The organism is Chryseobacterium herbae (genome assembly GCF_025154075.1).
Classification (GTDB): Bacteria; Bacteroidota; Bacteroidia; order Flavobacteriales; family Weeksellaceae; genus Chryseobacterium; species Chryseobacterium herbae.
This window is the reverse complement of the sequence record NZ_JAOAMU010000004.1, coordinates 152186-178971: the sequence shown is the minus strand read 5'-3', so window position 1 is coordinate 178971 and position 26786 is coordinate 152186. Positions and strand designations below refer to the sequence as shown.

23 protein-coding genes and 1 riboswitch are annotated in these 26786 nt (G+C 37.5%); of the genes, 20 read left to right on the top strand and 3 right to left on the bottom strand.

Features of this window, described 5'->3' with window-relative positions:
• Positions 1 to 99: 99 nt before the first annotated feature.
• The 5 genes from smpB (at position 100) to N0B48_RS13860 (ending at position 4830) form a co-directional block, all read left to right on the top strand.
• Positions 100 to 558 (top strand): SsrA-binding protein SmpB, encoded by a 459-nt coding sequence (gene smpB, locus N0B48_RS13880; RefSeq protein WP_034725913.1) that lies wholly within the window; start codon positions 100 to 102, stop codon positions 556 to 558.
• Positions 559 to 635: 77 nt separating this feature from the next.
• Positions 636 to 2138, top strand: coding sequence for an OmpA family protein (locus N0B48_RS13875; protein ID WP_259839380.1), 1503 nt, complete (start codon positions 636 to 638; stop codon positions 2136 to 2138).
• Positions 2139 to 2232: 94 nt separating this feature from the next.
• The gene (locus N0B48_RS13870; RefSeq protein WP_259839379.1) at positions 2233 to 2973 is read left to right on the top strand and encodes a YebC/PmpR family DNA-binding transcriptional regulator; all 741 of its coding nucleotides are present in this window, start codon (positions 2233 to 2235) and stop codon (positions 2971 to 2973) included.
• 57 nt (positions 2974 to 3030) lie between these two features.
• On the top strand, positions 3031 to 3858 hold the full coding sequence (locus tag N0B48_RS13865; RefSeq protein WP_223608800.1) for a UDP-2,3-diacylglucosamine diphosphatase: 828 nt from the start codon (positions 3031 to 3033) through the stop codon (positions 3856 to 3858).
• Positions 3859 to 4830, top strand: a complete 972-nt coding sequence (locus N0B48_RS13860) for a glycosyltransferase family protein (RefSeq protein WP_259839378.1) — start codon at positions 3859 to 3861, stop codon at positions 4828 to 4830. It abuts the gene before it with no gap.
• On the opposite strand, the gene N0B48_RS13855 is transcribed toward N0B48_RS13860, so the two are convergent.
• Both N0B48_RS13855 and N0B48_RS13850 read right to left on the bottom strand, forming a co-directional pair.
• Positions 4819 to 5109, bottom strand: coding sequence for a GNAT family N-acetyltransferase (locus N0B48_RS13855; protein ID WP_090025208.1), 291 nt, complete (start codon positions 5107 to 5109; stop codon positions 4819 to 4821). The two genes, N0B48_RS13860 and N0B48_RS13855, sit on opposite strands and share 12 nt — an antisense overlap.
• Before the next feature lie 334 nt (positions 5110 to 5443).
• Positions 5444 to 6193, bottom strand: coding sequence for an RDD family protein (locus N0B48_RS13850; RefSeq protein ID WP_259839377.1), 750 nt, complete (start codon positions 6191 to 6193; stop codon positions 5444 to 5446).
• 27 nt (positions 6194 to 6220) lie between these two features.
• Between N0B48_RS13850 and N0B48_RS13845 the strand changes: the two genes are divergently transcribed.
• The 8 genes from N0B48_RS13845 to N0B48_RS13810 all read left to right on the top strand — a co-directional run bounded on the left by N0B48_RS13845 (position 6221) and on the right by N0B48_RS13810 (position 13641).
• Complete coding sequence (locus tag N0B48_RS13845; protein WP_259839376.1) at positions 6221 to 7204, top strand: stage II sporulation protein M; 984 nt, start codon at positions 6221 to 6223, stop codon at positions 7202 to 7204.
• Positions 7188 to 8150 carry a DUF4013 domain-containing protein gene (locus tag N0B48_RS13840; protein WP_259839375.1) on the top strand — a complete coding sequence of 321 codons (963 nt, stop codon included), beginning with the start codon at positions 7188 to 7190 and terminating at the stop codon, positions 8148 to 8150. The genes N0B48_RS13845 and N0B48_RS13840 overlap by 17 nt, the downstream gene beginning before the upstream one ends.
• The gene (locus tag N0B48_RS13835) at positions 8143 to 8940 is read left to right on the top strand and encodes a DUF4129 domain-containing protein (protein WP_259839374.1); all 798 of its coding nucleotides are present in this window, start codon (positions 8143 to 8145) and stop codon (positions 8938 to 8940) included. The genes N0B48_RS13840 and N0B48_RS13835 overlap by 8 nt, the downstream gene beginning before the upstream one ends.
• Positions 8941 to 8954: 14 nt before the next feature.
• Positions 8955 to 10112 (top strand): DUF4350 family protein, encoded by a 1158-nt coding sequence (locus N0B48_RS13830; RefSeq protein WP_259839373.1) that lies wholly within the window; start codon positions 8955 to 8957, stop codon positions 10110 to 10112.
• A gap of 199 nt (positions 10113 to 10311) precedes the next feature.
• The gene (locus N0B48_RS13825; protein WP_259839372.1) at positions 10312 to 11343 is read left to right on the top strand and encodes an AAA family ATPase; all 1032 of its coding nucleotides are present in this window, start codon (positions 10312 to 10314) and stop codon (positions 11341 to 11343) included.
• Between the two features lie 84 nt (positions 11344 to 11427).
• The gene (locus N0B48_RS13820; RefSeq protein WP_259839371.1) at positions 11428 to 11778 is read left to right on the top strand and encodes a four helix bundle protein; all 351 of its coding nucleotides are present in this window, start codon (positions 11428 to 11430) and stop codon (positions 11776 to 11778) included.
• 49 nt (positions 11779 to 11827) lie between these two features.
• On the top strand, positions 11828 to 13150 hold the full coding sequence (locus N0B48_RS13815) for a DUF58 domain-containing protein (protein WP_259839370.1): 1323 nt from the start codon (positions 11828 to 11830) through the stop codon (positions 13148 to 13150).
• Between the two features lie 71 nt (positions 13151 to 13221).
• Complete coding sequence (locus tag N0B48_RS13810; RefSeq protein ID WP_259839369.1) at positions 13222 to 13641, top strand: OsmC family protein; 420 nt, start codon at positions 13222 to 13224, stop codon at positions 13639 to 13641.
• Between the two features lie 53 nt (positions 13642 to 13694).
• On the opposite strand, the gene N0B48_RS13805 is transcribed toward N0B48_RS13810, so the two are convergent.
• On the bottom strand, positions 13695 to 16310 hold the full coding sequence (locus N0B48_RS13805; protein ID WP_259839368.1) for an MGH1-like glycoside hydrolase domain-containing protein: 2616 nt from the start codon (positions 16308 to 16310) through the stop codon (positions 13695 to 13697).
• 187 nt (positions 16311 to 16497) lie between these two features.
• A riboswitch (SAM riboswitch) is annotated at positions 16498 to 16604 on the top strand.
• A gap of 61 nt (positions 16605 to 16665) precedes the next feature.
• Here N0B48_RS13805 and N0B48_RS13800 point away from each other — a divergent pair.
• The 7 genes from N0B48_RS13800 (at position 16666) to metF (ending at position 26742) form a co-directional block, all read left to right on the top strand.
• Entirely contained in the window at positions 16666 to 17658 is a 993-nt protein-coding gene (locus N0B48_RS13800) for an alpha/beta fold hydrolase (protein ID WP_259839367.1), read from the top strand.
• Between the two features lie 5 nt (positions 17659 to 17663).
• Positions 17664 to 19202 carry an ACT domain-containing protein gene (locus N0B48_RS13795; RefSeq protein ID WP_259839366.1) on the top strand — a complete coding sequence of 513 codons (1539 nt, stop codon included), beginning with the start codon at positions 17664 to 17666 and terminating at the stop codon, positions 19200 to 19202.
• A 131-nt stretch (positions 19203 to 19333) separates the two neighbouring features.
• A complete protein-coding gene (locus N0B48_RS13790) occupies positions 19334 to 20494 on the top strand; it encodes an O-succinylhomoserine sulfhydrylase (protein WP_259839364.1) in 1161 nt (386 codons plus the stop codon).
• A gap of 103 nt (positions 20495 to 20597) precedes the next feature.
• Complete coding sequence (locus N0B48_RS13785) at positions 20598 to 21608, top strand: homocysteine S-methyltransferase family protein (protein ID WP_259839363.1); 1011 nt, start codon at positions 20598 to 20600, stop codon at positions 21606 to 21608.
• A gap of 118 nt (positions 21609 to 21726) precedes the next feature.
• A complete protein-coding gene (gene metH / locus N0B48_RS13780; RefSeq protein WP_259839643.1) occupies positions 21727 to 24408 on the top strand; it encodes a methionine synthase in 2682 nt (893 codons plus the stop codon).
• A 28-nt stretch (positions 24409 to 24436) separates the two neighbouring features.
• Positions 24437 to 25783, top strand: coding sequence for a Fic family protein (locus N0B48_RS13775; RefSeq protein WP_259839362.1), 1347 nt, complete (start codon positions 24437 to 24439; stop codon positions 25781 to 25783).
• The gene (gene metF / locus N0B48_RS13770; protein ID WP_259839361.1) at positions 25783 to 26742 is read left to right on the top strand and encodes a methylenetetrahydrofolate reductase [NAD(P)H]; all 960 of its coding nucleotides are present in this window, start codon (positions 25783 to 25785) and stop codon (positions 26740 to 26742) included. The genes N0B48_RS13775 and metF overlap by 1 nt, the downstream gene beginning before the upstream one ends.
• Positions 26743 to 26786 lie beyond the last annotated feature (44 nt).

The window sequence follows — 26786 nt, the reverse complement described above, 5'->3', positions numbered from 1 at the left end:
GTCCCAAAGGAACGATTTAATGAAGAATGGGTATAAACCCGATGAATTAATCACGTAATATATTATACAAATATATCACGGTAACTACGAATTTTTAAAATGAAGATCGAGAAAACAGTCAGTATATTAAACAGAAGAGCCCGTTTTGAATATGAAATCCTTGAAGAATATGAAGCCGGGATGGTTTTGACGGGTACGGAAATAAAATCTTTACGTTCATCCAAGGCGTCTATCACAGAATCCTTTTGTCAGTTTATTGATGGGGAGTTATACATTATTAATATGATGATTGATGAGTATAAACTGGGAACTTTTTACAATCACAAAACAAAAAGGGAACGGAAATTGCTGTTGCACAAAAAAGAATTGCAGAAGCTTGAGAAAAAGTTAAAGGATGCAGGGAACACAGTTATACCTCTTAAGTTATATATCACAGATAAGGGGAAAGCAAAAGTCTTGATTTCGCTTGCCAGAGGGAAAAAGCTCTTTGATAAAAGGGAAGCGATAAAAGATAGAGAAAATAAACGTAACCTAGATAGAATACTAAAGAAAAGTTAAAAATCATTCAAAAAACTTTGTATATAAAGAAAAATTATATTTATTTTGCATTATCAATTATTTAATCATTTAATTCTATGAAAAATCTAAAATTAGGAATTTCAGCATTGGCGCTTACTGTTGCCTCTACTGTCTTCGCGCAGACTACCAACAATCCGTGGTTGATCGGGGTTGGTGCTCATGCGGAAAACCACAAGGCAGTACAGACAGAATTTAGTAATACGTTCTCTGCTAATAATTTAACGAAGACGATGTTCAATGTGAACAACTTCTCTATTACACCTCCATTATCTAAATTAACAGTTGCTAGAAACATCGGTAAAGGTTTGGTTATCGACTGGCAGACTTCCGTAGGTAATGTAGATAACAAGAGATTCAACATGGGGAAAGAGTTTTTCCTTATGACAGGTCTTGGTTTCCAAGCTAAAGCAGCTGGTCTTTTATGGAATGAAGAATCTTGGTTCGATCCATATTTAAGAGTTGGTGCTAACTACTTGAGACATGACTACACTGCACTTACTTTCCCTAGAAACGATTACAGAGGTAATTCTGTTCTTAACGGAGACGGTGGTAACGAAAACGGTAAAGCTAACCACTTTACAGTATCTACAGGTGCTGGTGTTAACTTCTGGGTAACTAAGAACTTCGGTCTTGGTGTACAAGGTGACTATGTGTCAACTCCAGGTGATAAATCTACAGTTGCTAACTTCTGGCAAGCTTCTGCATCGATCTTATTCAGATTCGGTAACAGAGACAGAGATAAGGATGGTATCCTAGATAAAGACGATCTTTGTCCAGATACTCCAGGTCTTCCAGAATTCCAAGGATGTCCTGATACTGACGGTGACGGAGTTCCAGATAAAGACGATCAATGTCCAGAAGTAGCTGGTCCAGTTGAAAACAACGGTTGTCCTTGGCCAGATACAGATGGTGATGGTGTTATCGACAAAGATGATGCTTGTCCTACAGTTGCAGGTCCTGCAGAAAACAACGGTTGTCCTTGGCCAGATACAGACGGTGACGGAATCTTAGATAAAGACGACGCTTGTCCTACAGTTCCAGGTCTTCCAGAATACAACGGATGTCCTAAACCTAAAGACGTTACAGCTACTGAAGTTGAAGCTAAATTGAAAAGCGTTTATTTCGATTTCAACAAAGCTACAATCAGACCTGAATCTAAAGGTGCACTAGATGCAGCTTCTGAAATCATTAAGAAAGATGGTGGTAACTATCTATTAGAAGGTAGAACTGATGCTAAAGGTGCTGAAGCTTACAACTTGAAATTATCTAGAGAAAGAGCTGCTTCTGTAGTTGCTGCTTTAGATGCTAGAGGTGTAGACGCTAACTCTCTTAAATCAATTGGTGTTGGTGAAGCTAAAGCTACAGTTTCTGAAAAAGCTTCTGATGCTGAAAGACAAGCTGATAGAAAAGTTGTTGTAAAAGCTATTGCTGATGCTAACGAGTGGAATGCAATCTCTAAGAAAGATTACACTGATGCTCCAGTTGTTAAAAAAGCGACTAAGAAAGCAACAAAAAAAGCTCCAGCTAAGAAAAAAGCTGCTGCTAAAAAGAAAAAATAATTAATTTTTCTAAATAATAAATACCTCCAATTTTTTGGGGGTATTTTTTTTTTGTAGACTTTTAGTTAATTTTGTTGAAAATTTAAAAATTAAAATGGGAAGAGCATTTGAATATAGAAAAGCTTCTAAGATGGCCAGATGGGATAAAATGGCCAAAACTTTCTCTAAAATCGGTAAAGACATTGCACTGGCAGTAAAAGCCGGAGGAACAGATCCTGAGGCCAACCCGGCTTTAAGAAGATGTATCCAGAATGCAAAGGGTGCCAATATGCCTAAAGACAACGTAGAAAGAGCCATCAAAAAAGCAGGTGGTGCTGATGCTGAAAACTATGAAGAAATTACGTACGAAGGATACGGACAGGGTGGTGTAGCATTCTTTGTGGAATGTACAACCAATAACCCGACGAGAACCGTAGCGAACGTAAGAGCGATCTTCAATAAATTCGATGGAAATCTTGGGAAGAATGGAGAGCTTGCTTTTATCTTCGACAGAAAAGGTATTTTCAACCTTGATTTATCTCAGATCAAAATGGATTGGGATGATTTTGAAATGGAAATGATTGATGGAGGTGCAGAAGATGTGGAAAAAGATGACGAGGAAGTAATGATTACAACGGCTTTCGAAGATTTCGGTTCATTGTCTCATAAATTAGATGAATTGAAAATTGAAGCAAAAAGCGCAGAACTTCAGAGAATTCCAAACAATATCAAAGAAGTGAATGCAGAACAGTTCAAAGCCAATATGAAAATGCTGGAGCGTTTCGAAGACGATGATGATGTACAGAACGTGTATCACAACATGGAAATCACAGAAGAGTTGATGAACTCGCTGTAAAACATAATATAGCATTCATATACAGTTAACTTTCAATTAGTTTCTTTGTATAAAACTATGAAAAGAAACGTTGAGTTGGTTGTCATATCGGATGTTCATTTGGGAACTTATGGATGTAAGGCTAAAGAGCTGTTACGGTATCTCAATTCTATCCAGCCTAAAACATTAGTTTTGAACGGTGATATTATCGATATCTGGCAGTTTAAAAAGTCTTACTTCCCTAAACCTCATTTGAAAGTGATTAAGAAGATCCTTTCATTTGCTACCAATAAAAATACACAGGTCTACTACATTACGGGCAATCATGATGAGATGTTCCGGAAGTTTACGGATTTCGAATTGGGGAAACTGAAGGTTTGTAATAAGATTTGTCTTGATATTGATCAGAAGAAAACCTGGATATTTCACGGCGATGTTTTCGATGCATCGGTACAGCATTCAAAATGGATCGCAAAGCTGGGAGGAAAAGGCTATGATTTGTTAATTGTCATTAATAATGTGGTCAATTGGTTTCTGGAGAAGATGGGCAGAGAAAAATATTCATTTTCAAAGAAAATCAAAAACAATGTAAAGAAGGCAGTGAAATACATAGGAGACTTTGAACTGACTGCTTCCGAACTAGCCATCGACAATCATTATGATTATGTGATCTGCGGGCACATTCATCAGCCTCAGATCCGTGAAGTTATCAATAAAAAAGGATCATGTACCTATCTGAATTCCGGAGACTGGATAGAAAACCTTTCGGCTCTTGAATACCATGATAAGGAATGGAAAATCTTTTATTATGACGACCACAAAGATTCACTTAAAGACGACGAAGCAGAAGAGATCCAGGACATGGACAGTTCTGAGCTTCTGAAAATAGTAACTAATTTTTCTTAAATGAAGGTTTTGTATGCATTTCAAGGGACAGGGAACGGGCATGTTGCCAGAGCACAGGAAATTATTCCTCTTCTCAAAAAATATGCTTCGGTCGATACATTGATCAGTGGTCATCAGTCACAGTTAAAGGCCGATTTTGACATTAATTATCAATACAGAGGTATTTCTCTTCTTTACAACAAAACAGGCGGTTTATCCTATCGCAAAACGTTTACCGAAAATAAATTTCTTGAAGCAGCAAAAACAATCAGAGAACTGGAGCTTTCACAGTATGATCTAATTATTAATGATTATGAGCCTCTCACCGGTTGGGCTGGCAAATTGAAGAAGCTGCCAATGATTGAGCTGAGCCATCAGGCTTCCATGAGTTTTGCCGAAACACCAAAGCCGAAACATAAAGATTTTCTGGGTGAACTGATCCTGAAGTACTACGTTCCGAGCCAAAGAAAAATAGGTTTCCATTTTGAAAATTACCACCCACAGATTAAAAAACCTGTCATCAGACATAAGATCCGAAATCTTAATCCCGATAAAAAAGGTTATTATCTCGTTTATCTTCCAAGTTTTGCCGACGAAAATATCATCAAGGTTCTGAAACAGATTCCTGTACAATGGAAAGTGTTTTCAAAACACAGCAAGGTACAGGTAAAGGTGAAAAATGTAGAGATTTTTCCTATCGACGAGATGCAGTATCTGAAATATTTTGAAAGCTGTGACGGAATCCTCTGCAATGCAGGCTTTGAAACTCCTGCGGAAGCACTTTTCATGGATAAAAAACTCTTTGTGATCCCGATTCATAACCAGTACGAGCAGGAATGTAATGCCTGTGCTCTGGATTTGATGGGAATTCCGAATTCCAAAGTATTAAAACTTCAGGAAATTATGGAATGGGTCGCCTCAGATCATCACTTAAAAGTAGATTATCCCAACGATATTGAGGAGATTCTGGTAAAAGATGTTTTAGCTCTTTAGAAAAATATCATCCACATCGCTCATTCTGGTCATCACAGCTCTTGCATAAGAACAGTGAGGGTAAACTTTCCAGTTATTTTCTCTGGCAAATTTTATGGCTTCCTCAACCAGATATTTTCCCATTCCACGTCCTTCGAACTCAGGGTGCACGAGTACGAATGAAATAATAAATTTACTGTCCTCAGGGAAAATAGTGTATGTCAGTCTTCCTACTTCTTTGGTTTCGTTGTTCAGTGTAAGGACGCCACCATTTCCTGATTTATTGTTCTCAAATTTCATAATGCTAAGCTTTGATATTTAAAGATACAAAAATTGCACCGACGGAGATGATGGGCAATGAGTAATAGGTAATGAGTAATGCGGAAATGTCAATTGTGAATTGTGAATTTGCTTCGCAGTCAATTTTGTAATACGATTAAACTTGAAAAATAATTTTTCTGCTTTATAATTAATTGACCATTCACTTGCGCAGCAAAATTGACCATTGACAGTATCAATCATTATTCGTCAATTGTGAATTTGCTTCGCAGTCAGTTTTTTAACTCGATTAAGTTTGAGGATTATTAATCAATTGACCATTCACTTGCGCAGCAAAATTGACCATTGACATCTATCAATTCTCCTTCCCCGTATAGTAGTTGTAATCCTTGATCACCACATTAATAAACTGTCTTTCTGTCATCTTCCTCGAATCAATTTCCAGTTTTAAAATACTTTTGATTTTATCTGAAAGTTTGCTGATGATCTGTCGGTCGTCTACTTTCAGGGCTTTCGTATAATTATCTTTGATGATTCTCATATCATTGTCGCTTAAGGCGATGACCTGAGGGAACGACGGAATATAATCTTCGTTAATATTTTCCAGGATGGTGTGGGAAATATTGATGTTGTTTTTTAAAGAAATTACGGCGGTACCGGAAGCGATATCACCCAGACGCTGGTTGTTTTTGGAGACAATCATGGAGATTAAACCTACGACACCGGCAGCAGTTGTATCGATCAGACGGAACATCCATCGGATCAGATAGTCACCGAAGCTGGCCTGATAGCCGTCAATTTTTACAACGCGTATCTTCATCAGTTTTTTTCCGGGAGTCTGTCCTTCCATAAGACTTTCAAGGACTACGGGATAAATGTAAACCGGAAAAGTCAGGATAATATAAACAGCCATGATGGACCACTGATCCAGCCCTTCCAATAAATACCCAAGATCCAAAATGTTGAAGAAAAGATAGAGTACAATAATGACATAAGCCACCTTGATAAGGAAATCTATAATAAAGGCAAGCATTCTTTCTCCGACACTTGCAATATTAAAGTTAATATTTACATTTTGTGAGGTATTTATCGCAATTTGAGACATAATTTTTATTATTTTAGCCTTACAATTATGAGAGAAGTTTATTTCATTAAACAAAATAAAGAAAAATGGTTGGGAATTGAACAGGTTATTCAAGGGAAAATAAAAAAAAATCCTGATGACCTGTCTTCGTTGTATATCAACCTGATCAATGATCTTTCATTTGCACAGTCCTATTATCCTAAAAGTAACACTACAGTTTATCTGAATCATTTGTCTTCGCAGATGTTCCAGAAGATTTATAAAACCAAAAGAGTAGAGGAGAACAGGCTTACCTATTTTTTCAAAACAGAAGTTCCTCTGTTGGTATACCAGTACAGGAGATATCTTTTGTATGCTTTTCTATTCTTCATTCTTTTTACGGCGATAGGCGTGCTTTCCGGAGCTTACGATAAAGATTTTGCCAACATCATTCTTGGTGAAGAATACGTAAACGAAACCATCGAAAATATAAAAAAGGGAAATGCTGTAGGAGTTTATCAGAGCGGTTCCACATGGGGAAGTACCATTGGAATTATTTTCAATAACATCAGAGTGGGTGCGAAATTGTACATTTATGGAGTTACCGGAGGCGTAGGAACTTTGTATGCTCTGCTTTCGAACAGCGTTATGCTCGGTTCTTTCCAGTATTTTTTCTATGATTACGGAGCTTTGAAAGACAGTGCAAGAGGAATTTGGCTTCACGGTGTTTTTGAAATCTTTGCGATGGTGGTGGAAGCGATGTGTGGATTGATTTTAGGCGCAAGTATCCTGTTTCCGAGAACTTTTTCAAGATTTAATTCCTTTAAAACAGGCTTTAAAGATTCGTTTAAGATTTTCCTGAGTACCATTCCATTTACCATCTGCGCCGGAATTATTGAAGGATATGTCACAAGACATGCTTTAAGAATGCCACTGGTCATCAATTTAGCATTAATCATCACCTCACTGGCCATTATAGGATTTTACTATTTTGTTTATCCTTCACTGGTTCATAAAAAAATTAATACCCACACCAATGATGCAGTTTTATAAAAAAAGAGAATTTGGAGCTTTCATCAGTGACAGCTTTAATTTTTTCAAATTATACGGAAAAAATTATTTTAAAAATTATATCCTGATCAACGGGCTGCTGTTAATCCTGACAATCGCTGTGGTGATTTTTGGGTTCAGAGAAATTTTCGGACAGTTGATTGGGGGGAATATCAGTGGTGAAAGTTATTATTTTGAAAAATACTTTTCAGATAATGCAGGAATGCTTACCATAGTGGGAATATTGGTTTTTGTACTTTTTGTCCTTCTGGGAATTGTCAATTACCTGTATCCTGTTTTTTATATGAAAAGGATCGCTGAAGGAGCTCAAAAGGTGAAAACAGATGAGATCCTGAGTGATTTCAAAACCAATGCAGGACGAATCTTTAAAATGTGTCTGGGAATGCTGTTGATCGTGTTTCCGGTGACAATGATTGTCCTTGGATTTTCCTATCTGCTGCTGTTAATCGTTATCGGGTTTTTCCTGATCCTGCTTGTGTATCCTACGGCATTCAATGTTTCGGCATTTCTGATGTATGATTATTTTAATACAAAACGAGGCTTTATAGAAAGCTTAAGTTATTCCATAAGATCCCAGTTTTCCTACCCGAATGGAAATGAAAAATCTCCGTACTGGAAGTATTGGGGAGCCTCTATCATTATGTTCATCATTATGTACATGATAACCTCCGTATTTACATTCGTTCCGATGATATTTATGTACGGCTCCATTCTTACCTCTGCTCCGGACGGGAATTTTGAAGAAAATCCTTTTACGGGAGCGATGGGAATTATTTTCTTTTTATTTTATGGCGTTTCCATTTTAGCATACTTAATTCTTTCCAATCTGATGTATATCAATGCGGGGCTAATGTATTATGACAGCAGAACAGACCTTCACACGAAAATTGAACTTGAAGAAATAGAAACTATCGGTATTAATGAATAAAATCTTACTTTTTCTACTGATTTTTTTTTCCATTTGTCCTGTTTATGCACAGGATGACGATGGAGGTGAAACGGTGGAAGATTATATGGTAGATTCTTTAGGAACGGGACATTACAGGAATATGCTCCGTGCGGATTCTGTACTGATCCTAAAGCCTGTTTCAGAAAATATCCTCCACCCGAAAAAGTTTAAAGAAAATATTCAATCCAGATATAAGGGAAACGAATTTGATTATTCGGTATCAAAACCGAAAGAGTCTTTCTTCCAAAAGCTAATGCGCAGGATTGACAGAATTTTACAAAGCTTTTTTGGAGAAACCGTTTTTAACAATTCTGCAAAAATTACCACTGTCCTCATCCGTCTCTTTGCCATTATTCTGGTAGGATTTCTTCTTTATTTTATCATTAAATTCCTACTTGGGAAAGATGGAAATCTCTTCTTCGGAAAGAAAAATAAAAAAATAGACATTAATGCAGAAGAGCTTCATGAGAACATCCATGAAATCAATTTCCCGGAAAGTATCGCTAAATTTGAAAGGGAAGGAGATTACCGCTCGGCAGTCCGTTACCAGTTCCTGTTTATCCTTAAAAAACTGAGTGATAAAAAACAAATCAACTGGAATCCTGAAAAGACAAATAAAGATTATGTTGCAGAACTAAAAGACGGAAATCTGAAAAGTGAATTTTCAGGTCTGTCTTATATTTTCGATTATGTATGGTACGGAGAATTCAGTATTGATGAACAGAGCTATCTGAAATTTAAAAACCAATATCAGGCATTTAAGCCTTAATTAAACTATTAATCATGAAAAAAACCTTCAAAATATATGCTGTGATATTCATCGTTGTGATGGTTATTCTGGCGTTGTTTGAAGTCAATAAAAAGGAAAGAATAAGCTGGCGTAAGAATTTCAGTATTGAGGAGAAATCTCCTTTCGGCCTGTTTGTTTTCAATAATGAAGCCAAAGACCTTTTTAAAAATAACCTGAGAAAAATAGAAGAGGCACCTTACGACTATTACAGCAGGAACAAAAAGGAAGCACACAATATCGTTGTCATTGAAAAGGAACTGGATAAACAGTCCTGGAAAAAGATCCTGGATCAGGTGTCAAACGGTTCGGATGCAATGATTCTGGCGAGCCGTGTACCAAAAGATATTTCAGACACCATCGGTTATCATAGTGCAGATATTTCGTTTGCAGAGGAAAATGTATTGAAGCTTACAGATAAAGAATACCAGAATGATTTTATTAAACTGGATAAATTTCCGTCAGGCAGAGGATTTTCGTACATCAAACCTCAAGTGGAAGTACTGGGGAAAACGGTAGAGAAAGATAATTCGGATCAGGCTAATTTTATTAAAGTAAGCTTTGGAAGAGGAACGATCTATGTTCACAGTGAACCGCTTTTCCTTACCAATTATTATCTGTTGAAACCCGGTAGCATAAAATATGCACAGGATGTTTTTTCGTATCTCCAGGATAGGGAAACCATCTGGTTTGTAGAAAATGACACCAAAGTTTCTCGCTTCTTTATGAGGTTTGTACTTTCCAATCCGGCATTGAAATATGCCTGGTGGGTACTTTTGGGAGGACTTGTCCTGTTCATTTTCTTTAATGCTAAAAGAAAACAACGGATCGTACCTGTTTTAGAGCCTTTGAAAAATACTTCTCTGGATTTTGTAAAAAGTATTGGAAATCTTTATCTTCAGGAAGGAGATTTTCATGATATGATGGCTAAGAAAGGGCAATATTTCCTGAACAAAGTAAGAATGGATTTCCTGATTGATACCCAACACCTGGATGAAGAATTTGCTAAAAAACTTCACCTGAAAACCGGGAAAACAATGGAAATGATCCATGAAGCCATAGTCCTGATCAAAAAAGGTCAGGATCCTTATGCCAACGTCATGAAAGAAGACCTCGCGAGAATGAACAAGCTTCTTGATGAGATTTTGAGATAAGTTATTAATGTAACAATGTAACAATGTAACAATGTAACAATGTAACAATGTATATTGGTAAACTGCCAGACTGATACATTGGTACATTATAAAAGAAATAAAAGTCCCAACGGGACGATTTAACAAAAAATCGGATGAAGTCCGATTAAACTCATACAGATAAGACATACGATAGACTAAAAACCACAAATAGAAAATTATGGACAACCTTGAAAATCAAAACGTAGAAAATCAAAGTTCTATAAATCTAAATAAACAAGAAGATCAGTTTCAGTCGAGAATTGATATGATCGAGCTTCGTGCCAGCTTAGAAAAAGTAAAAGCTGAAATCGCTAAAGTGATTGTTGGGCAGGAAAGCATGATCGAACATCTCATTGCGGCGCTTTTATCAAACGGGCATGTCCTGATTGAAGGAGTTCCTGGAGTGGCAAAGACCATTACGGCAAAGCTCCTCGCCAAAACAATAGATGTAGGTTTCAGCAGAATCCAGTTTACACCGGACCTTATGCCTTCAGATATCCTGGGAACTTCAGTTTTCAGTGTGAAAAACTCTGAATTTGAATTTAAAAAAGGCCCGATTTTTTCCAGTTTTATATTAATTGATGAAATCAACAGATCCCCGGCGAAAACCCAAGCTGCCTTATTTGAGGTCATGGAAGAAAGACAGATCACAATGGATGGAATCCGTTATATAATGGATGAACCATTCTTAGTAGTGGCAACTCAAAACCCAATAGAACATGAAGGAACTTACAGACTTCCTGAAGCACAGCTGGACCGTTTCCTATTCAAAATCAATGTAGGATACCCGACTCTTCAACAGGAGATCACAATCATCAAAAACCAACACGAAAGTCGGAAAGAAGATAAAACAGAAGGAATAAACCGTGTTATTACAGCAGAGCAATTAAAAAGCTATCAGAATCTTGTAAAAGAGATTATTGTAGAAGCTCAATTGATGGAATATATCGCGAAAATCATTGTCAATACAAGAGAAAACCAGTTCTTATATCTGGGAGCTTCTCCAAGAGCTTCTCTGGCATTGCTTACAGCTTCAAAATCTTTCGCAGCCATGAGAGGAAGAGATTTTGTAACGCCTGAAGATATTAAAGAAGCAAGCTACGCTGTATTACGACACAGAGTGATCGTTTCTCCCGAACGCGAAATGGAAGGCTTAACGGCAGATGAAATTATACGTCAGATCTTAGAGGGAATAGAGATTCCTAGGTAGGTTGCAGGTATTAGGTAGCAGGTCGCAGACTATAGCTGCCAGTGATGAGGGATTAATTATTTTCAATAAATTTTGTGTAGTATTATGGCAAATTTTAAGGAACTTTTGGTTTGGCAGAAATCTATTGATTTTGTTACAGAAATTTACAAGATTACCGGATCTTTTCCGAAAGATGAAATGTATGGACTTATTTCACAAATCAGGAGAGCCTCGGTTTCTATACCATCAAATATTGCTGAAGGAAACTCCAGAAGAAGCAAACCTGATTATCTGCAATTCTTAAAGATAGCAAGAGGAAGCTGTGCTGAGGTTGAAACTCAATTAATCATCTCTAAAAACCTTAATTATTTCAGTGAAGAAAATTATAAAAAATTAAATGAGGACATTATCGAAATTTCAAAAATGCTGAACGGTTTAATAAACTCTCTAGAATAAGTATCACCAACAACCTGCAGCCTATCATCTGCAACCTGCTACCTAAAAAATGAAAAACCTATACATCAATACACGATTCTTCTTTTCGCTCATCGGAGTGGGAGTACTGTATGTCCTTGCTTTTTTCTTTCCTGTTCTGATGTGGGCGGCTCACATTGTTCTGCTGATTTGTTTTCTGGCGGCAATGGTAGATTATCTTTTATTGTTTAATCAGAAAAAAGGAGTGCTTGCTCAAAGAATACTTCCGGAAAAATTATCGAATGGGGATGAAAATTTTGTAAAGATTGATATTAAAAATAACTACAGTTTTAAGATCAGCACAAAGATTATCGATGAGATTCCGTTTCAGTTTCAGAAAAGAGATTTTTTAATTACAAAAAATATAGAACCCGGTAGAAATACTTATTTCCAGTACAGTCTGGAACCCAAGGAAAGAGGAGAGTACAGTTTCGGAAACCTGAATGTGTATGTTTCTTCGCCATTAGGGTTCGTTTCAAAGAGATTTAATTTCCAGAAAGATGCAATGCTGCCTGCCTATCCTTCTTTTGTACACCTCAGAAAATATGAATTGATGGCGCTGCAGAGCGAATTTATGCTCGGTGGAATCAAAAAGATCAGAAAACTGGGGCACACCATGGAATTTGAGCAGATCAAAGAATATGTTCCCGGAGATGATATCAGAACGATCAACTGGAAAGCTACATCTAAGACCAATCGATTAATGGTTAATCAGTTTCAGGATGAGAGATCTCAGCGGATTTTTATTCTGATCGATAAAGGAAGGACGATGAAGATGCCTTTCAACGGACTGAGTCTGCTGGATTATTCGATCAATGCTGCAATGGCTCTGTCTCATATTATCCTTAAGAAGGGTGACCGTGCCGGAATGATGACCTTCTCTAAAAAGACAGAGAATAAAGTTGCTGCAGAAAACAAATCCGGGCAGCTGAGAAAGATCTCCGAAGCTTTGTATAACATTAAAACGGACTTCTTTGAAAGTGATTTCAACCGCCTTTATCAGGATGTGAAATATTCTCTGAATCAGCGAAGTCTTGTCCTGTTATTTACTAATTTTGAAACACTTGATGGATTGAACCGTCAGTTGAAATACCTCCGCGGAATAGCGAAAAACCATCTTTTGGTGGTTGTATTTTTCAAAAACTCAGAACTGCAGACCCTTATTCAGAAGAATCCTGAAAATATGCAGGAAATTTACGATGAAATCGTTGCCGAAAAATTTGAATTTGAAAAGAAACTGATCATTCAGGAACTGAGGAAGTATGGGATTTACACGGTGTATACCCTGCCTGAAAATTTAAATATCGACGTTATCAATAAATATCTTGAGATAAAAGCTCGGGGAATTTTATAATTTTGCATTCATAAATCTAATCAGTCCGGTTTTATTCAGAGAGCCGGAAAATCTTACAACAAAATTCGAAAATGAAAATAACACTAAACAGAATTAACGACGATTTTTTATTTGAGTGTACCAATTCCCAGGGGAATTCAATTCTTTTGGACAATACCTCACAGCCCGGGGCCAAGGGCGTTTCTCCAATGGAAAGCGTGTTGATGGCTGTTGCCGGATGCAGTGGAATAGATGTCGTAGCTATTTTGAAAAAACAACGCCAGGAAATCACAGGTTTCAAGGCAGAAGTAGAAGGAGAGAGAGTTCAGGTAGAAGATGCAAAACCTTTTAAATCTATTAAGGTGAGATTTCTTTTAGAAGGAGATATAGATCCTAAAAAAGCATTAAAAGCTGCTCAGCTATCTTTTGAGAAATACTGTTCCGTATCAAAAACTTTAGAGCCGAATGTAGAAATCGGATATGAAGTTCTTGTAAACGGAGAAAAAGTTTAAATATTTTTTTAATTGATTATAAGCGGCCGGCCCATTCGGGCCGGCCGCTACCTTTATACCGTTAATCTTGGTTTCATAAGTTTGGCTACCGTTGCCGTCCATCCTGTCTGATGAGAAGCGCCTACGCCACGTCCGTTGTCTCCATGGAAATATTCAAAGAAAGTAATGTAGTCCCGGAAATGTTCATCATAATTAAACTTTGCATTTCCTCCGTTGAAAGGTCTTTGTCCGTCTTCATCTTTTAAAAATAACGAACAGAGTCTCCGGCTGATATTCTGAGCCACTTCGTCAAGATTCTTCTTCTCACCGCTTCCTGTCGGGAATTCTACTTTTAAGCTGTTGCCATAATAAAAATGGAAACGCTGTAAACTTTCTACAATCAGGAAATTGATTGGGAACCAGATCGGTCCGCGCCAGTTACTGTTTCCTCCGAACATACGGCTGTCGCTCTCGGCAGGTGTGTAGTAAACCACATTTTCAGTACCATGAACCGAGAATACAAATGGGTTTTCCTCATAGACTTTTGACATCGCCCGGATTCCATAAGAACTCAGGAATTCATTTTCATCAAGCATTCGTCTCAAAACCTTTGTTAGTCTGTTCTTACGCAGAATACTCATCAGATGTTTTCTGCCTTGTCCTTCCTCATCCCAGTGGGAAACCAGCTTTGTAAGCTCAGGTTTATTTTTTAAGACCCATTCCATTCTTGCCTGAAAATTGGGCATCTTATCCAGTAATTTGTGATCTATGATTTCAACGGCAAACATAGGGATCAATCCCACAATGCTTCTTAATTTTAAAGAAACGCTCTCTCCGTTACCTAGCTGCAGGACATCATAGAAAAAGCCGTCTTCCTCATTCCATAAACCTTCTTTACCTTCTCCAAGGTTTTCCATGGCTTCCGCGATATACAAATAATGTTCAAAAAACTTGATCGCCATATCCTCATAAACCTGATAATATTGAGCAAGTTCCATAGCGATTCGCATCATATTCAACGCGTACATAGCCATCCAGCTGGTTCCGTCTGCCTGTTCCAGATGCTGTCCGTCTTTTAGTTCCATATTCCGGTCAAAAGCTCCGATATTATCCAGTCCGAGGAAACCGCCACCAAAAATATTATTACCGCTTTGGTCCTTTCGGTTCACCCACCATGTGAAATTCAGGAGAAGCTTCTGGAAAACTTTCTCGAGAAATAAAAGATCGGGTTTGCCGTTTTGTTTTTCATCGATTTTAAAAACCCTGAAGCAAGACCATGCATGTACGGGTGGATTCACATCGCTCAGATTCCATTCATAGGCAGGAAGCTGGCCGTTAGGGTGCATATACCATTCTTTTGTTAACAGTAGAAGCTGTCCCTTGGCAAATTCACCGTCAATGATGGAGAAAGGAACACAATGAAATGCCAGATCCCAGGTTGCATACCATGGATACTCCCATTTATCGGGCATGGAGATGATGTCTTTATTGTGAAGGTGGTTCCATTCCGTGTTTCTTACATAATCATTGAAATTTCTTGGAGCCTGATGATTGGGGTCACCTTTCAGCCATTTTCCAACGTTATAGTGATAGAATTGTTTATTCCAGAGAAGTCCTGCAAACGCCTGTCTTTGTACATTTCTTTCATCCTCGTTCGTGGTCTCACTCTGAATTTCTTCGTAAAACTCATTAGTCTCGGCGGCTCTTGTCGCGAAAATTTCGTCAAATGTTTCAAAAGGTTCATCCACCTCATCAGGACATAATCTGAAATCAAAAGTCTTTGACTGCCCCGCGCCAATGATCTCATCAATAATAAATGAAGCTTTTGTCCCTCTCTTTTCCGGATTTACCGTATTGCTTCCGTAAATAATATGATCATTGATGCCATCCTTAAAATAAGTATTCCCGGTGTAGGGCGTCCCATATAATTTTGGCGTATTCGTTTCATTTTCGCAGAAAGCACTTTTAGCAGCCGAATTTCTTGAATAAAGCTTTTTAATAGAAATACTGTCATGACTGATATCGATACATCCGTCGTAAGAAGCATTCAGCTGTGCTTTGTAGGTATTATAACCCCATTTCCAGTTGTTTCTGAGCCATGCAGTCGGAGCTACAACGATCGGAGCATCCTGCTGACTTCTGTTATGAACCGTTACTCTGGCCAGGATATCATTGTGATCTGCTTTACAGTATTCAATGAAAATATCGAAATATTCATCATTGTCAAAAATTCCCGTGTCAAAAATTTCATACTCAGGTTCATTTTTGCTGCGTCGGCCGTTTTCAGCAACGAGATCATCGTATGGAAATGAATTGATCGGATATTTATACACCATCTTCATAAAGCTGTGAGTAGGTGTATTATCTAGGTAATAAAAGATTTCTTTGATGTCTTCCCCGTGATTCCCCTGAGGGTTGCTCAGTCCGAAGAAACGTTCTTTTACTATTTTATCTTTTTTGTTCCAGAATGAAAAAGCAAAACAGAAGATCTGCTTCACATCAGAGATCCCGGCGATACCTTCTTCTCCCCATCGGTAAGCGTAGCTTTCTGCATTATTGTGATTCGCGTAGTGCCAGGCATTGCCGTTCGGGCTGTAGTCTTCGCGGACGTTTCCCCACTGTCGGTTACTGACGTAGGGCCCCCAGTTTTTCCATTTAGAATCTTGTAATCTTTCTTTCTCAACAGTCATATTTCATCATTTTTTCAATACGAAGTTAGTTTTTTTGAAAAATAATTCCAATTCCTTTCATCTGAAGAATTCTTAACATAGCCCTGAAACACTTATGATTAGAGGCTTTTTTAATATTAAATATTTTTTCTTTTAAAATTTAAAAGAAAAGACATATCTTTGCAGAGCGTTCATTCAAATATTGAAAATGTTATCAAGAAAGGTTGAGGGATTAGACCCTATGAAACCTTAGCAACCCTTTGTGCAAGCAGAGAAGGTGCTACGTTCTACCAATTTATTTTGGACAGATAACTTACTGAAGTTCTTTTCAGCCATTTCCTGTGGCATTTTCAATTGTATTAAAATAATAATAGAATTGAAAACAGAACTAAACTATATAAATCTTTCGTATCAGACTTATTCCCAAAAGGAATACCATATCCCGTTGACTTATCAGATCTTCGGGAAAGACCTGTTTACAGCACCCATTATATTGATCAATCATGCCTTAACCGGAAATTCAAATGTTTCCGGAGAAAAAGGGTGGTGGAAGCATTTGATTGGTGAAAATCAGGTGATTGATACGAATCAGTACACAGTTCTCTGTTTCAATATTCCCGGAAACGGATTTGATCATTTTTTAATTGACGACTACGAAGACTTCATCCCTTCAGATATTGCTGAAATATTTCTGAAAGGCCTTGAAGCTTTACATATCAAAAATATATATGCCATTATTGGAGGCTCTCTCGGAGGAGGAATCGCCTGGGAAATGCTTGCCAAGAAGCCAGAGCTTGCAGAGATTTTCATCCCGATTGCCTGCGACTTCAGAACGCACGACTGGCTTCACGCACAATGTCTGGTTCAGAAATTTCTATTAAATGGAAACGATGAACCCCTGCAGAAAGCGAGAATACACGCCATGTTGTGCTACAGAACTCCACAGTCCCTAAACGACAGATTTCAAAATAGATACCATCAGGAAAACAAACGATTGGAGTCAGAAGACTGGCTCGTTTATCATGGAAATTCATTAAACGATAGATTTAGTTTAAAATCTTACAAGCTGATGAACCATCTCCTGATGAATATCAATACCTATGAAAACCAGCTGGAAAAGATCAGCGCACGAATGCACCTGATCGCTGTAGATACAGATTTATTTTTCCCTGCTTCAGAAATTCGAATGTGCTTTGAACAGCTGAAAGAGAAAAATAAAGAGGTTTTCTATCATGAAATACAGTCAATTCACGGGCACGATGCCTTCTTAATGGAATACGAACAATTAAATAATATCATCAACAATATTTTCAGAATGAAAGGAAGCGAAAGTGAAACTCCATCTGATAATAACAAACAAAAAGTATAGAACAGATGAAAAATGCGAACGAAATAAAGTTTTTAAAAAACAGATCAATCATCAAGTTTGAAGGAGAAGATTTCTTAGGGGAAATAGGAATCGATGGAAGAATTTTTAAGGCGCTTACCTTAGCGCGAATCAGTGTAGGAGTAATTTCCCAGCAGGCTATTGAAAATGGTCTTTCTATTCTGGTCAATGAGGCTGACGCAGAAAAAGCAGTTTCCTGCCTGATTGACGAATTTGAAGCAGAAAGAAAATCAGGAAAAGTGTCACAGATTTATAGCATCAATAATGTTTCCGTACTTGGATTCGTAGCGGAAGATTTCAATAAAGTTTTAACGGAACTAGCAAGAAACAATGTTTTTCCACTTTTATTAAACCAGGTTTCAGGAGAAAACAGAGTCAATATTGTAGTGACCTCCTCCCAGGATGAAAAGACAAAGAATGTTATCGAATCTGAAATTTTCAAAAAGCCTAAGACTGTTCATCTGGCCATCATTGGTCACGGAAATGTAGGAAAGACTTTAATAGAGCAGGTTCTACAGTCTTCAGAAGAGATTAAAAGACGTAAAAAGATAGACCTGAAAGTAGTGGCAGTAGCCAATTCAAGAAAAATTGCTTTCAATAAAAAAGGTTTTAATGCAGACTGGAATGATGAGATTTTAACAGCAGAACATCCGTCAAATGTTGAAGAACTGATCAATTTCTCAAAAGAAAATCAGTTGGAAAACCTGATCGTAGTAGACAACACGGCGAGCAAGGATTTTGTGAAAAACTATCACGCCCTGGCTGAAAATGGTTTTGACCTTGTTTCTTCTAACAAGATTTTCAATACCCTTCCGATAGAAGAATACCGTAAACTAAGATATACGTTGAGTAAAAACAACAGACGTTATCTATATGAAACCAATGTAGGAGCGGGACTGCCGTTAATTGATACCATCAAATTATTACACCTTTCAGGAGAGAATATTACCAGAATCAAAGGGGTGTTCTCCGGTTCATTGAGTTATATCTTCAATAATTTCTCGGTAAGAAACGACAAGTTTTCAACCATCATCGGGGAAGCAATGGAAAAAGGATATACAGAACCGGATCCACGTGAAGACCTTTCTGGAAACGATGTAGCAAGAAAACTTCTGATCCTTGCCAGAGAATTGGACCTGATCAATGAATTCCAGGATATCAATATTCAGAATTTAATTCCTGAAGATCTTTTAGCCGTAGATAAAAATGAATTTATCTCAAGATTGGATGAGCTGGATGAGGAATATAAGAAAATCAAAGAAGGGCAGGAGCCGGGTCACGTGCTTCGTTATGTAGGGGATCTTCATGGAGATCTTCAGAAAGAAAAAGGTCAGCTTGATGTGAAACTGGTTTCTGTACCGGGAAGTTCTGCCTTAGGTCAGCTGAAAGGTTCAGATTCTATCTTTGAAATCTACACAGAAAGCTACGGTGAAAACCCAATTGTGATCATGGGAGCCGGAGCCGGAGCTCAGGTAACAGCGAGAGGCGTTTTCGGCGATATCTTAAGAGTAAGTGAAACTAAATAAAAAATAATTTAACAATGTATCAGTGTAACAGTTTACCAATAAATATTAATACAACTGTCATTCTTAATTCAATGGAGAATTTCATTGGTAGATTGGTATACTGATATATTGGTACATTTTATATTAACTATATGGAAAATTTTGAAACCTCCGCAATAAGAACCCAGACTGAAAGAACGCAGTTTGACGAACATTCCACTCCATTATATCTTACATCCAGCTTTATTTTTCAGGATGCGGAAGATATGAGAGCGAGCTTTGCCGAAGAAAAATCTAAAAACCTGTACAGCCGTTTTTCAAATCCGAATGTAACGGAATTCACAGATAAGATTGTAAAAATGGAAGGTGCAGAAGCAGGATATGCATTTGCAACAGGAATGGCGGCTATTTATTCTACTTTTGCCACTTTATTGGATGCGGGCGATCATATCGTAAGTTGCCAGTCGGTTTTCGGTTCTACCCATACCTTATTTACGAAGTATTTCCCGAAATGGAATATCGAAACAACCTATTTCAAAGCTGAGGATGCGGAGAATGTTGAACAATATATTAAACCTAACACCAAGATCTTATACCTTGAAACACCTACCAATCCGGCTATTGAAATTCTGGATCTAGAGTTTTTCGGAAAGATCGCGAAAAAGCATAATCTTATCTTTATTGTAGATAACTGTTTTGCAACACCTTATCTGCAGCAACCGATAAAATATGGTGCAGATGTTGTTGTACATTCTGCAACGAAATTAATTGACGGACAGGGAAGAGTACTGGGCGGTGTAGCCGTAGGAAAAGAGGACCTGATCAGAGAAATTTATCTTTTTGCAAGAAATACAGGACCCGCGATGTCACCTTTCAATGCATGGGTTTTATCAAAGAGTCTGGAAACATTGGCTATCCGTGTGGAAAAACATTGTGAGAATGCTTTGAAGGTTGCTGAATTTTTAGAAAGCCACCCGAATGTAGAATTGGTGAAATATCCGTTTTTAAAATCACATCCGAGTTATGAAGTTGCGAAAAAGCAGATGAAACTGGGTGGAAATATCGTAGCCTTTGAAATTAAAGGTGGAATAGAGGGCGGAAGAAACTTCCTGGACAAAATAAAAATGTGTTCCCTTTCTGCCAATTTGGGAGACACAAGAACGATCGTGACACATCCTGCATCCACAACCCATTCAAAACTGACTGAGGATGAAAGAAATGAAGTAGGCATTACAGCAGGTCTTGTCCGTTGTTCCGTAGGTCTGGAATATATAGATGACATCATTGCAGATCTGAAACAAGCCCTAGATTAATTCAAGAGAGTTCAGATTATTTGTTTGAAATAAATCAAAGAGTCCCAACGGGACGATTTAACAAAGGATAGGACATCGTCCTATTTATCATAACAAAAAACATATGAAAAATTCAGAACAATTATATAAAGCAATATCCGAGAGAATTTTAATTCTCGATGGTGCAATGGGAACCATGCTTCAGCGTTACAAATTCGAGGAAGAAGATTACCGTGGTGAGCGTTTCAAAAACTGGGAACATCCGGTAAAAGGAAATAATGACCTTCTTTCCCTGACACAACCTCAGGCCATTGAAGAAGTTCACAGGAAATATCTGGAAGCAGGAGCAGACATTCTAGAAACCAATACATTTTCGGGAACTACCATTGCGATGGCAGATTATCACATGGAAGAACTGGTGTATGAGTTGAACTACGAGTCTGCAAAAATTGCCAGAAAAGTATGTGATGAATTTACCGCTCAAAATCCGGATAAACCAAGATTTGTGGCAGGCTCCATCGGACCTACTAACAGAACGGCAAGTTTAAGCCCTGACGTTAATGATCCGGGATACAGAGCAATCACTTTTGAAGAATTGAGAGTGGCTTACAAACAGCAGTGTGAAGCTTTACTGGATGGAGGTTCAGATATTCTTTTGGTAGAAACCATTTTCGATACCTTGAATGCAAAAGCGGCTCTGTTTGCTATTGATGAACTTCAGGATGAAAGAAATATAAAAATTCCGATCATGGTTTCAGGAACCATTACCGATGCTTCAGGAAGAACGTTGAGTGGACAAACTGCAGAAGCTTTTCTGATCTCTGTTTCACACCTGAATTTGTTAAGCGTAGGATTTAACTGTGCTTTAGGTGCAGATCAGCTTACTCCTTATCTGGAAACCCTGGCTCACAATTCAGAATTTTATGTTTCCGCTTACCCGAATGCGGGACTTCCGAATGCTTTCGGGAAATATGACGAGACACCGGAAGATATGGCCAGACAGATCAAAGAATATGTGGAGAAAGGATTGATCAATATTATCGGTGGATGCTGTGGTACAACTCCGGATCATATCAAAGCCATTTCAGACTTGGTCGCACAATATCCGCCAAGAAAAACGAAAGAGTTTGTATAATCAGGGAGTTTTAAATTAAAACAAGAAATAGAAGCTGGTTTATAAAAAGTTTCCGCTGTTTACAACTTGAAGCAGAGCTATTGATCTGCCGGGACAGAACACAAACAGGACTATTATAATTGAGCAGAATAAAAAATTAATGAAATATTTAAGATTATCAGGCCTTGAGCCTCTTATCATAACGCCGGAAAGTAATTTCATCAATGTTGGTGAAAGGACAAACGTTGCCGGTTCCAAAAAGTTTTTAAGACTGATAAAAGAGGAGAAATTCTCTGAAGCACTTGATATTGCCCGAAATCAGGTAGACGGTGGCGCGCAGATCCTTGATGTCAACTTCGATGACGGATTAATCGATGGAAAAGCATCAATGATCAAATTCCTGAATTTAATTGCCTCAGAACCGGATATTGCAAGGATTCCGGTGATGATAGACTCGTCCAAATGGGAGATTCTTGAAGCTGGACTTCAGGTAGCACAGGGTAAATGTGTGGTTAATTCCATTAGTTTAAAAGGGGGTGAAGAAGAATTCATCAAGCAGGCCAAAGCAGTTAAAAGATATGGTGCTGCTGTGATTGTGATGGCCTTTGATGAAGATGGTCAGGCAGACAATTACGATCGCAGGCTTGAGATTTCAAAACGGTCGTATGATATATTGGTAAATCAAGTTGGTTTTCCGGCAGAAGATATTATTTTCGACTTAAATATTTTCCCTGTAGCAACGGGGATGGATGAGCACAGAAGAAATGCCATTGATTTTATTGAAGCTACAAGATGGGTAAGACAGAACCTTCCTTATGCCTCAGTAAGTGGTGGAGTAAGTAATGTTTCCTTCTCCTTCCGTGGAAATGATACCGTGAGAGAAGCGATGCACTCCGTATTCCTTTACCACGCCATTCAGGCCGGAATGAATATCGGGATCGTCAATCCTTCCATGCTGGAAGTGTATGATGAGATCAACAAAGAACTTTTAGGTCTTGTAGAAGATGTAATCCTTGATAAGAGAGAAGACGCTACAGAAAGACTTCTTGATTATTCCGAGAAGCATAAATCTGTCAAGAAAGAAATCGTTGAAGATTTAGAATGGCGTACAAGACCTTTGCAGGATAGAATTACCCATGCTTTGGTTAAAGGAATCGACCGTTTTATTGAAGAAGATGTAGAAGAAGCGAGACAACAGGCAGCGAGACCGCTTCATGTCATTGAAATTAACCTGATGACCGGAATGGGCGTTGTCGGAGATCTTTTCGGCAGCGGAAAAATGTTCCTTCCACAGGTTGTAAAATCCGCGAGGGTAATGAAGAAAGCCGTTGCTTACCTACAACCCTTTATTGAGGATGAAAAAGACGGCGCGAGACCAGCCAATGGAAAAATTCTGATGGCCACAGTAAAAGGTGACGTTCATGATATCGGAAAAAATATTGTGAGTGTTGTTTTGGGTTGTAATAACTACGAAATCGTTGATCTTGGAGTAATGGTTCCAGCTGAAAAAATTATTCAGGCTGCCATAGAACATAAGGTTGATGTCATTGGTTTGAGCGGATTGATTACGCCAAGTCTTGACGAAATGGTATACATTGCTTCTGAATTAGAAAGACAAAATCTCAATTTTCCATTATTGATCGGTGGTGCAACGACTTCAAAAGCACATACCGCTGTGAAAATTGATTTAAAATATAAAAATGCAGTCGTTCACGTGAATGATGCTTCCAGAGCTGTGAATGTAGTGAGTTCGCTCTTAGGTGACAGAAATAAAGAATATGTGGATGATTTAAAAAGTGATTATTCTGATTTCAGAGAAAAATTTTTAAACAGACAAGTTGACAAAGATTATGTTACCATTCAGGAAGCAAGAGAAAGTCACTTCAGTATTGATTGGGAAAATGAAGAGATCTTTACGCCGAATAATTTAGGCGTAACCGTACTGGAAGATCAGGATCTGAGAGAATTGCTTCCGTTTATCGACTGGTCTCCGTTCTTCAGAAGCTGGGATCTGCACGGGAAATACCCGAATATCCTGGAAGATGAGGTCGTGGGAGCTCAGGCTAAAGAATTGTTTAAAGATGCACAGGTTATTTTAAAGAGAATTCTTGATGAGAAATTACTGAAGGCAAAAGCCATCTTCGGAATTTTCAAAGCGAATTCAAATGAGACTGATGATATTTTAATCTTTAACGAAAATAATGAAGAGCAGGCTAAGTTTTTGACCTTAAGACAGCAGGCCCAGAGATCAAAAGGCAAAGAATATTTAGCGTTAAGTGATTTTATAGCACCACAGAGTTCAGGAAAAACTGATTATGTTGGGGCTTTTTGTGTCTGTACCGGATTCGGAACAGATGAACTTTCGGATGAATATGAAAAAGCTAATGATGACTATAATGCCATCATGGTAAAAGCCCTTGCCGACAGATTCGCAGAAGCCTACGCTGAATTTTTACACAAAAAAGTAAGAACGGAATATTGGGGTTATGCCAATCAGGAAAATCTGAGCAACGAAGACCTTATCGCCGAAAAATATAAAGGAGTCCGTCCTGCACCGGGGTATCCGGCATGTCCTGATCATTTGGAAAAGAAAACCATCTGGGATCTATTAAAAGTAGAAGAAAATACAGGTGTATTCCTTACAGAAAGCCTTGCCATGTTTCCGACAGCAGCAGTTTCCGGATATTATTTCGGCAGCCCGCACGCAAAATATTTCGGTCTCGGAAAAATTACAGAAGATCAGCTTAAGGATTATGCAAAAAGGAGAGGATGTACGCTTCAGGAAGCCAGAAAATGGTTATCACCCAATTTAGCAGATTAAAATCTATTTTTGTAAATAAAATAGCATCATGAAAAATATCAAAATATTAGAAAAATTAGACGGAATAAAGACAATTGATAAGCAGAAAAAGTCAATAGATTCCCATCGCCCATTCTCTAAGGAATTGGAGAATAAGATTTTTCAAAAATTAAAATTAGACTGGAATTACAATTCAAATGCAATAGAAGGTAATCAATTAAGCTATGGAGAAACTGTTGCTTTTCTAAATTTCGGATTAACAGCAAAAGGAAAGCCTTTTAAAGATCATTTGGATATCAAAGGACATAATGAAGCTATAGAATTTATGCTACAGCTGATTAAAGAAGACCGTCCACTTTCTGAAAATGATATAAAAGATTTACATAAAATTATTTTAGTAGAACCCTACCTTTCAAAGACTGTTTCTCCTGAAGGTGTTGAATTTCAGAAAGAAATAAAAATCGGACAATACAAAACATCGCCTAATCATGTGAAAACGGTTTCAGGGGATATACATTATTACACAAATCCCGAAGATGTGATTTTTGAAATGAACAATCTTTTGCAATGGTATAAAGATGCTGAAAAAGAAAACCTTCATCCGGTAGTAATTTCCGCAATTTTCCATCATAAGTTTACATCCATTCATCCTTTTGATGATGGTAACGGAAGATTAGCGAGAATCTTAAGCAACTTTATTTTACTGAAACATAATTATCCTGTCATTGTTATCAAAAACAAAGATAAGATTCAGTACTATTCTACATTGAATATTGCGGATAATGGAATTTATGAAGATTTGGTGAATTTATTCGCTGAAAATATAGCTCACAGTTTTGAAACTATGCAAAAGGCAATTAATGGCGAGAATATTAATGAAGTGGATGATTTGGATAAAGAAATTGAGTTATTTGTAAAATCTCAAATTAATTCTTCTAATAGTTTAGATTTAGAAAAAAATCAAGATTCTATAGTTCAAAAGTATGTAATCAATTTACTAAATTATTTGTTACCTAAATTAAATAAGTTTGAGAGTCTTTTTCAAGAGTCTTATTATTCATTTTCTGATTTAAGATTTTCTATTGATGACTATAAATCTTTAACTGATAATATAAAAAATGATAATACATTATTGTTAGGCGAAGAGTTGGATGTACTTATATCTTTTAATGATCACATTAAAGATGAATTTAATCTGAAACTTTTTTTAGTTATAACTATAAAGAAAAGGACTGTTAAATATGAATTGCAAATAAATGATTCTATTTTTAACTCTACTGAATATTCAAAAATGTACTCATATGATTATGATGAAGCCCTAATTTACAATGAAGTAACAACGGAAATTGTTAATTACATCATAGATTTTATAAAAAAGAAAACTAAAAAAGATTAATGAAGATCACTGAACACATTAAGAACGCCAACGGCAAGACCTTATTCTCCCTGGAGGTGGTTCCGCCCCAGAAGGGAATCGGAATTGAAGATCTGTATACCAATATAGATCCGCTCATGGAGTTTAAGCCACCTTTTATTGATGTAACTACTTCCAGAGAAGAATATATTTATCTTGATAAAGGGAACGGGTTAATGGAACGTCGTATCACCAGAATGCGTCCCGGAACCTTAGGAATTTGTTCTGCAATCCAGCATAAATATAATGTAGATACTGTTCCTCACCTTCTTTGCGGAGGTTTTACCAAAGAAGAAACAGAATACCTTCTCGTAGACTGTATGTATCTGGGAATAGAAAATATAATGGCTTTGAGAGGTGATGCGATGAAAGGACATCAATACTTCGAACCAACGCCGGGAGGTCACCCCAGTGCCATGGATCTCGTTCACCAGATTAATGATTTAGGAAGAGGAAAATATCTTCATAATGATCAGGAAGCCTGTGATGAACTCAACAAATTCTGTGTTGGAGTAGCCGGCTACCCTGAAAAGCATATGGAGGCACCTTCCATGAATTATGATCTGAAATGGTTAAAGCAAAAAGTAGATGCCGGAGCAGATTATATTGTAACGCAAATGTTTTTTGACAATAAAAGGTTTATTGAATTTGTGACAAAGGCAAGAGAAATGGGGATTACAGTACCTATTATCCCGGGTATTAAACCTATTGCAACCAAAAAGCATTTAAAAATTCTTCCGCAAATATTCAAAATCGATCTTCCGGAAGAGCTGATCAATGAAGTGGAAAAAGCCAAAAACAACGAAGCCGTAAAACAGATCGGTGTAGAATGGGCCATTAACCAATGCAGAGAACTGTTGGATTTCGGAGTTCCTGTGCTGCACTTTTACTCCATGGGGAAAAGTGATAATATTAAAAAAGTAGCTGGAGAGCTATTCTAATAGAGTATCTAATGAAAGGAGCCCTGTCATTCAATGGCAGGGTT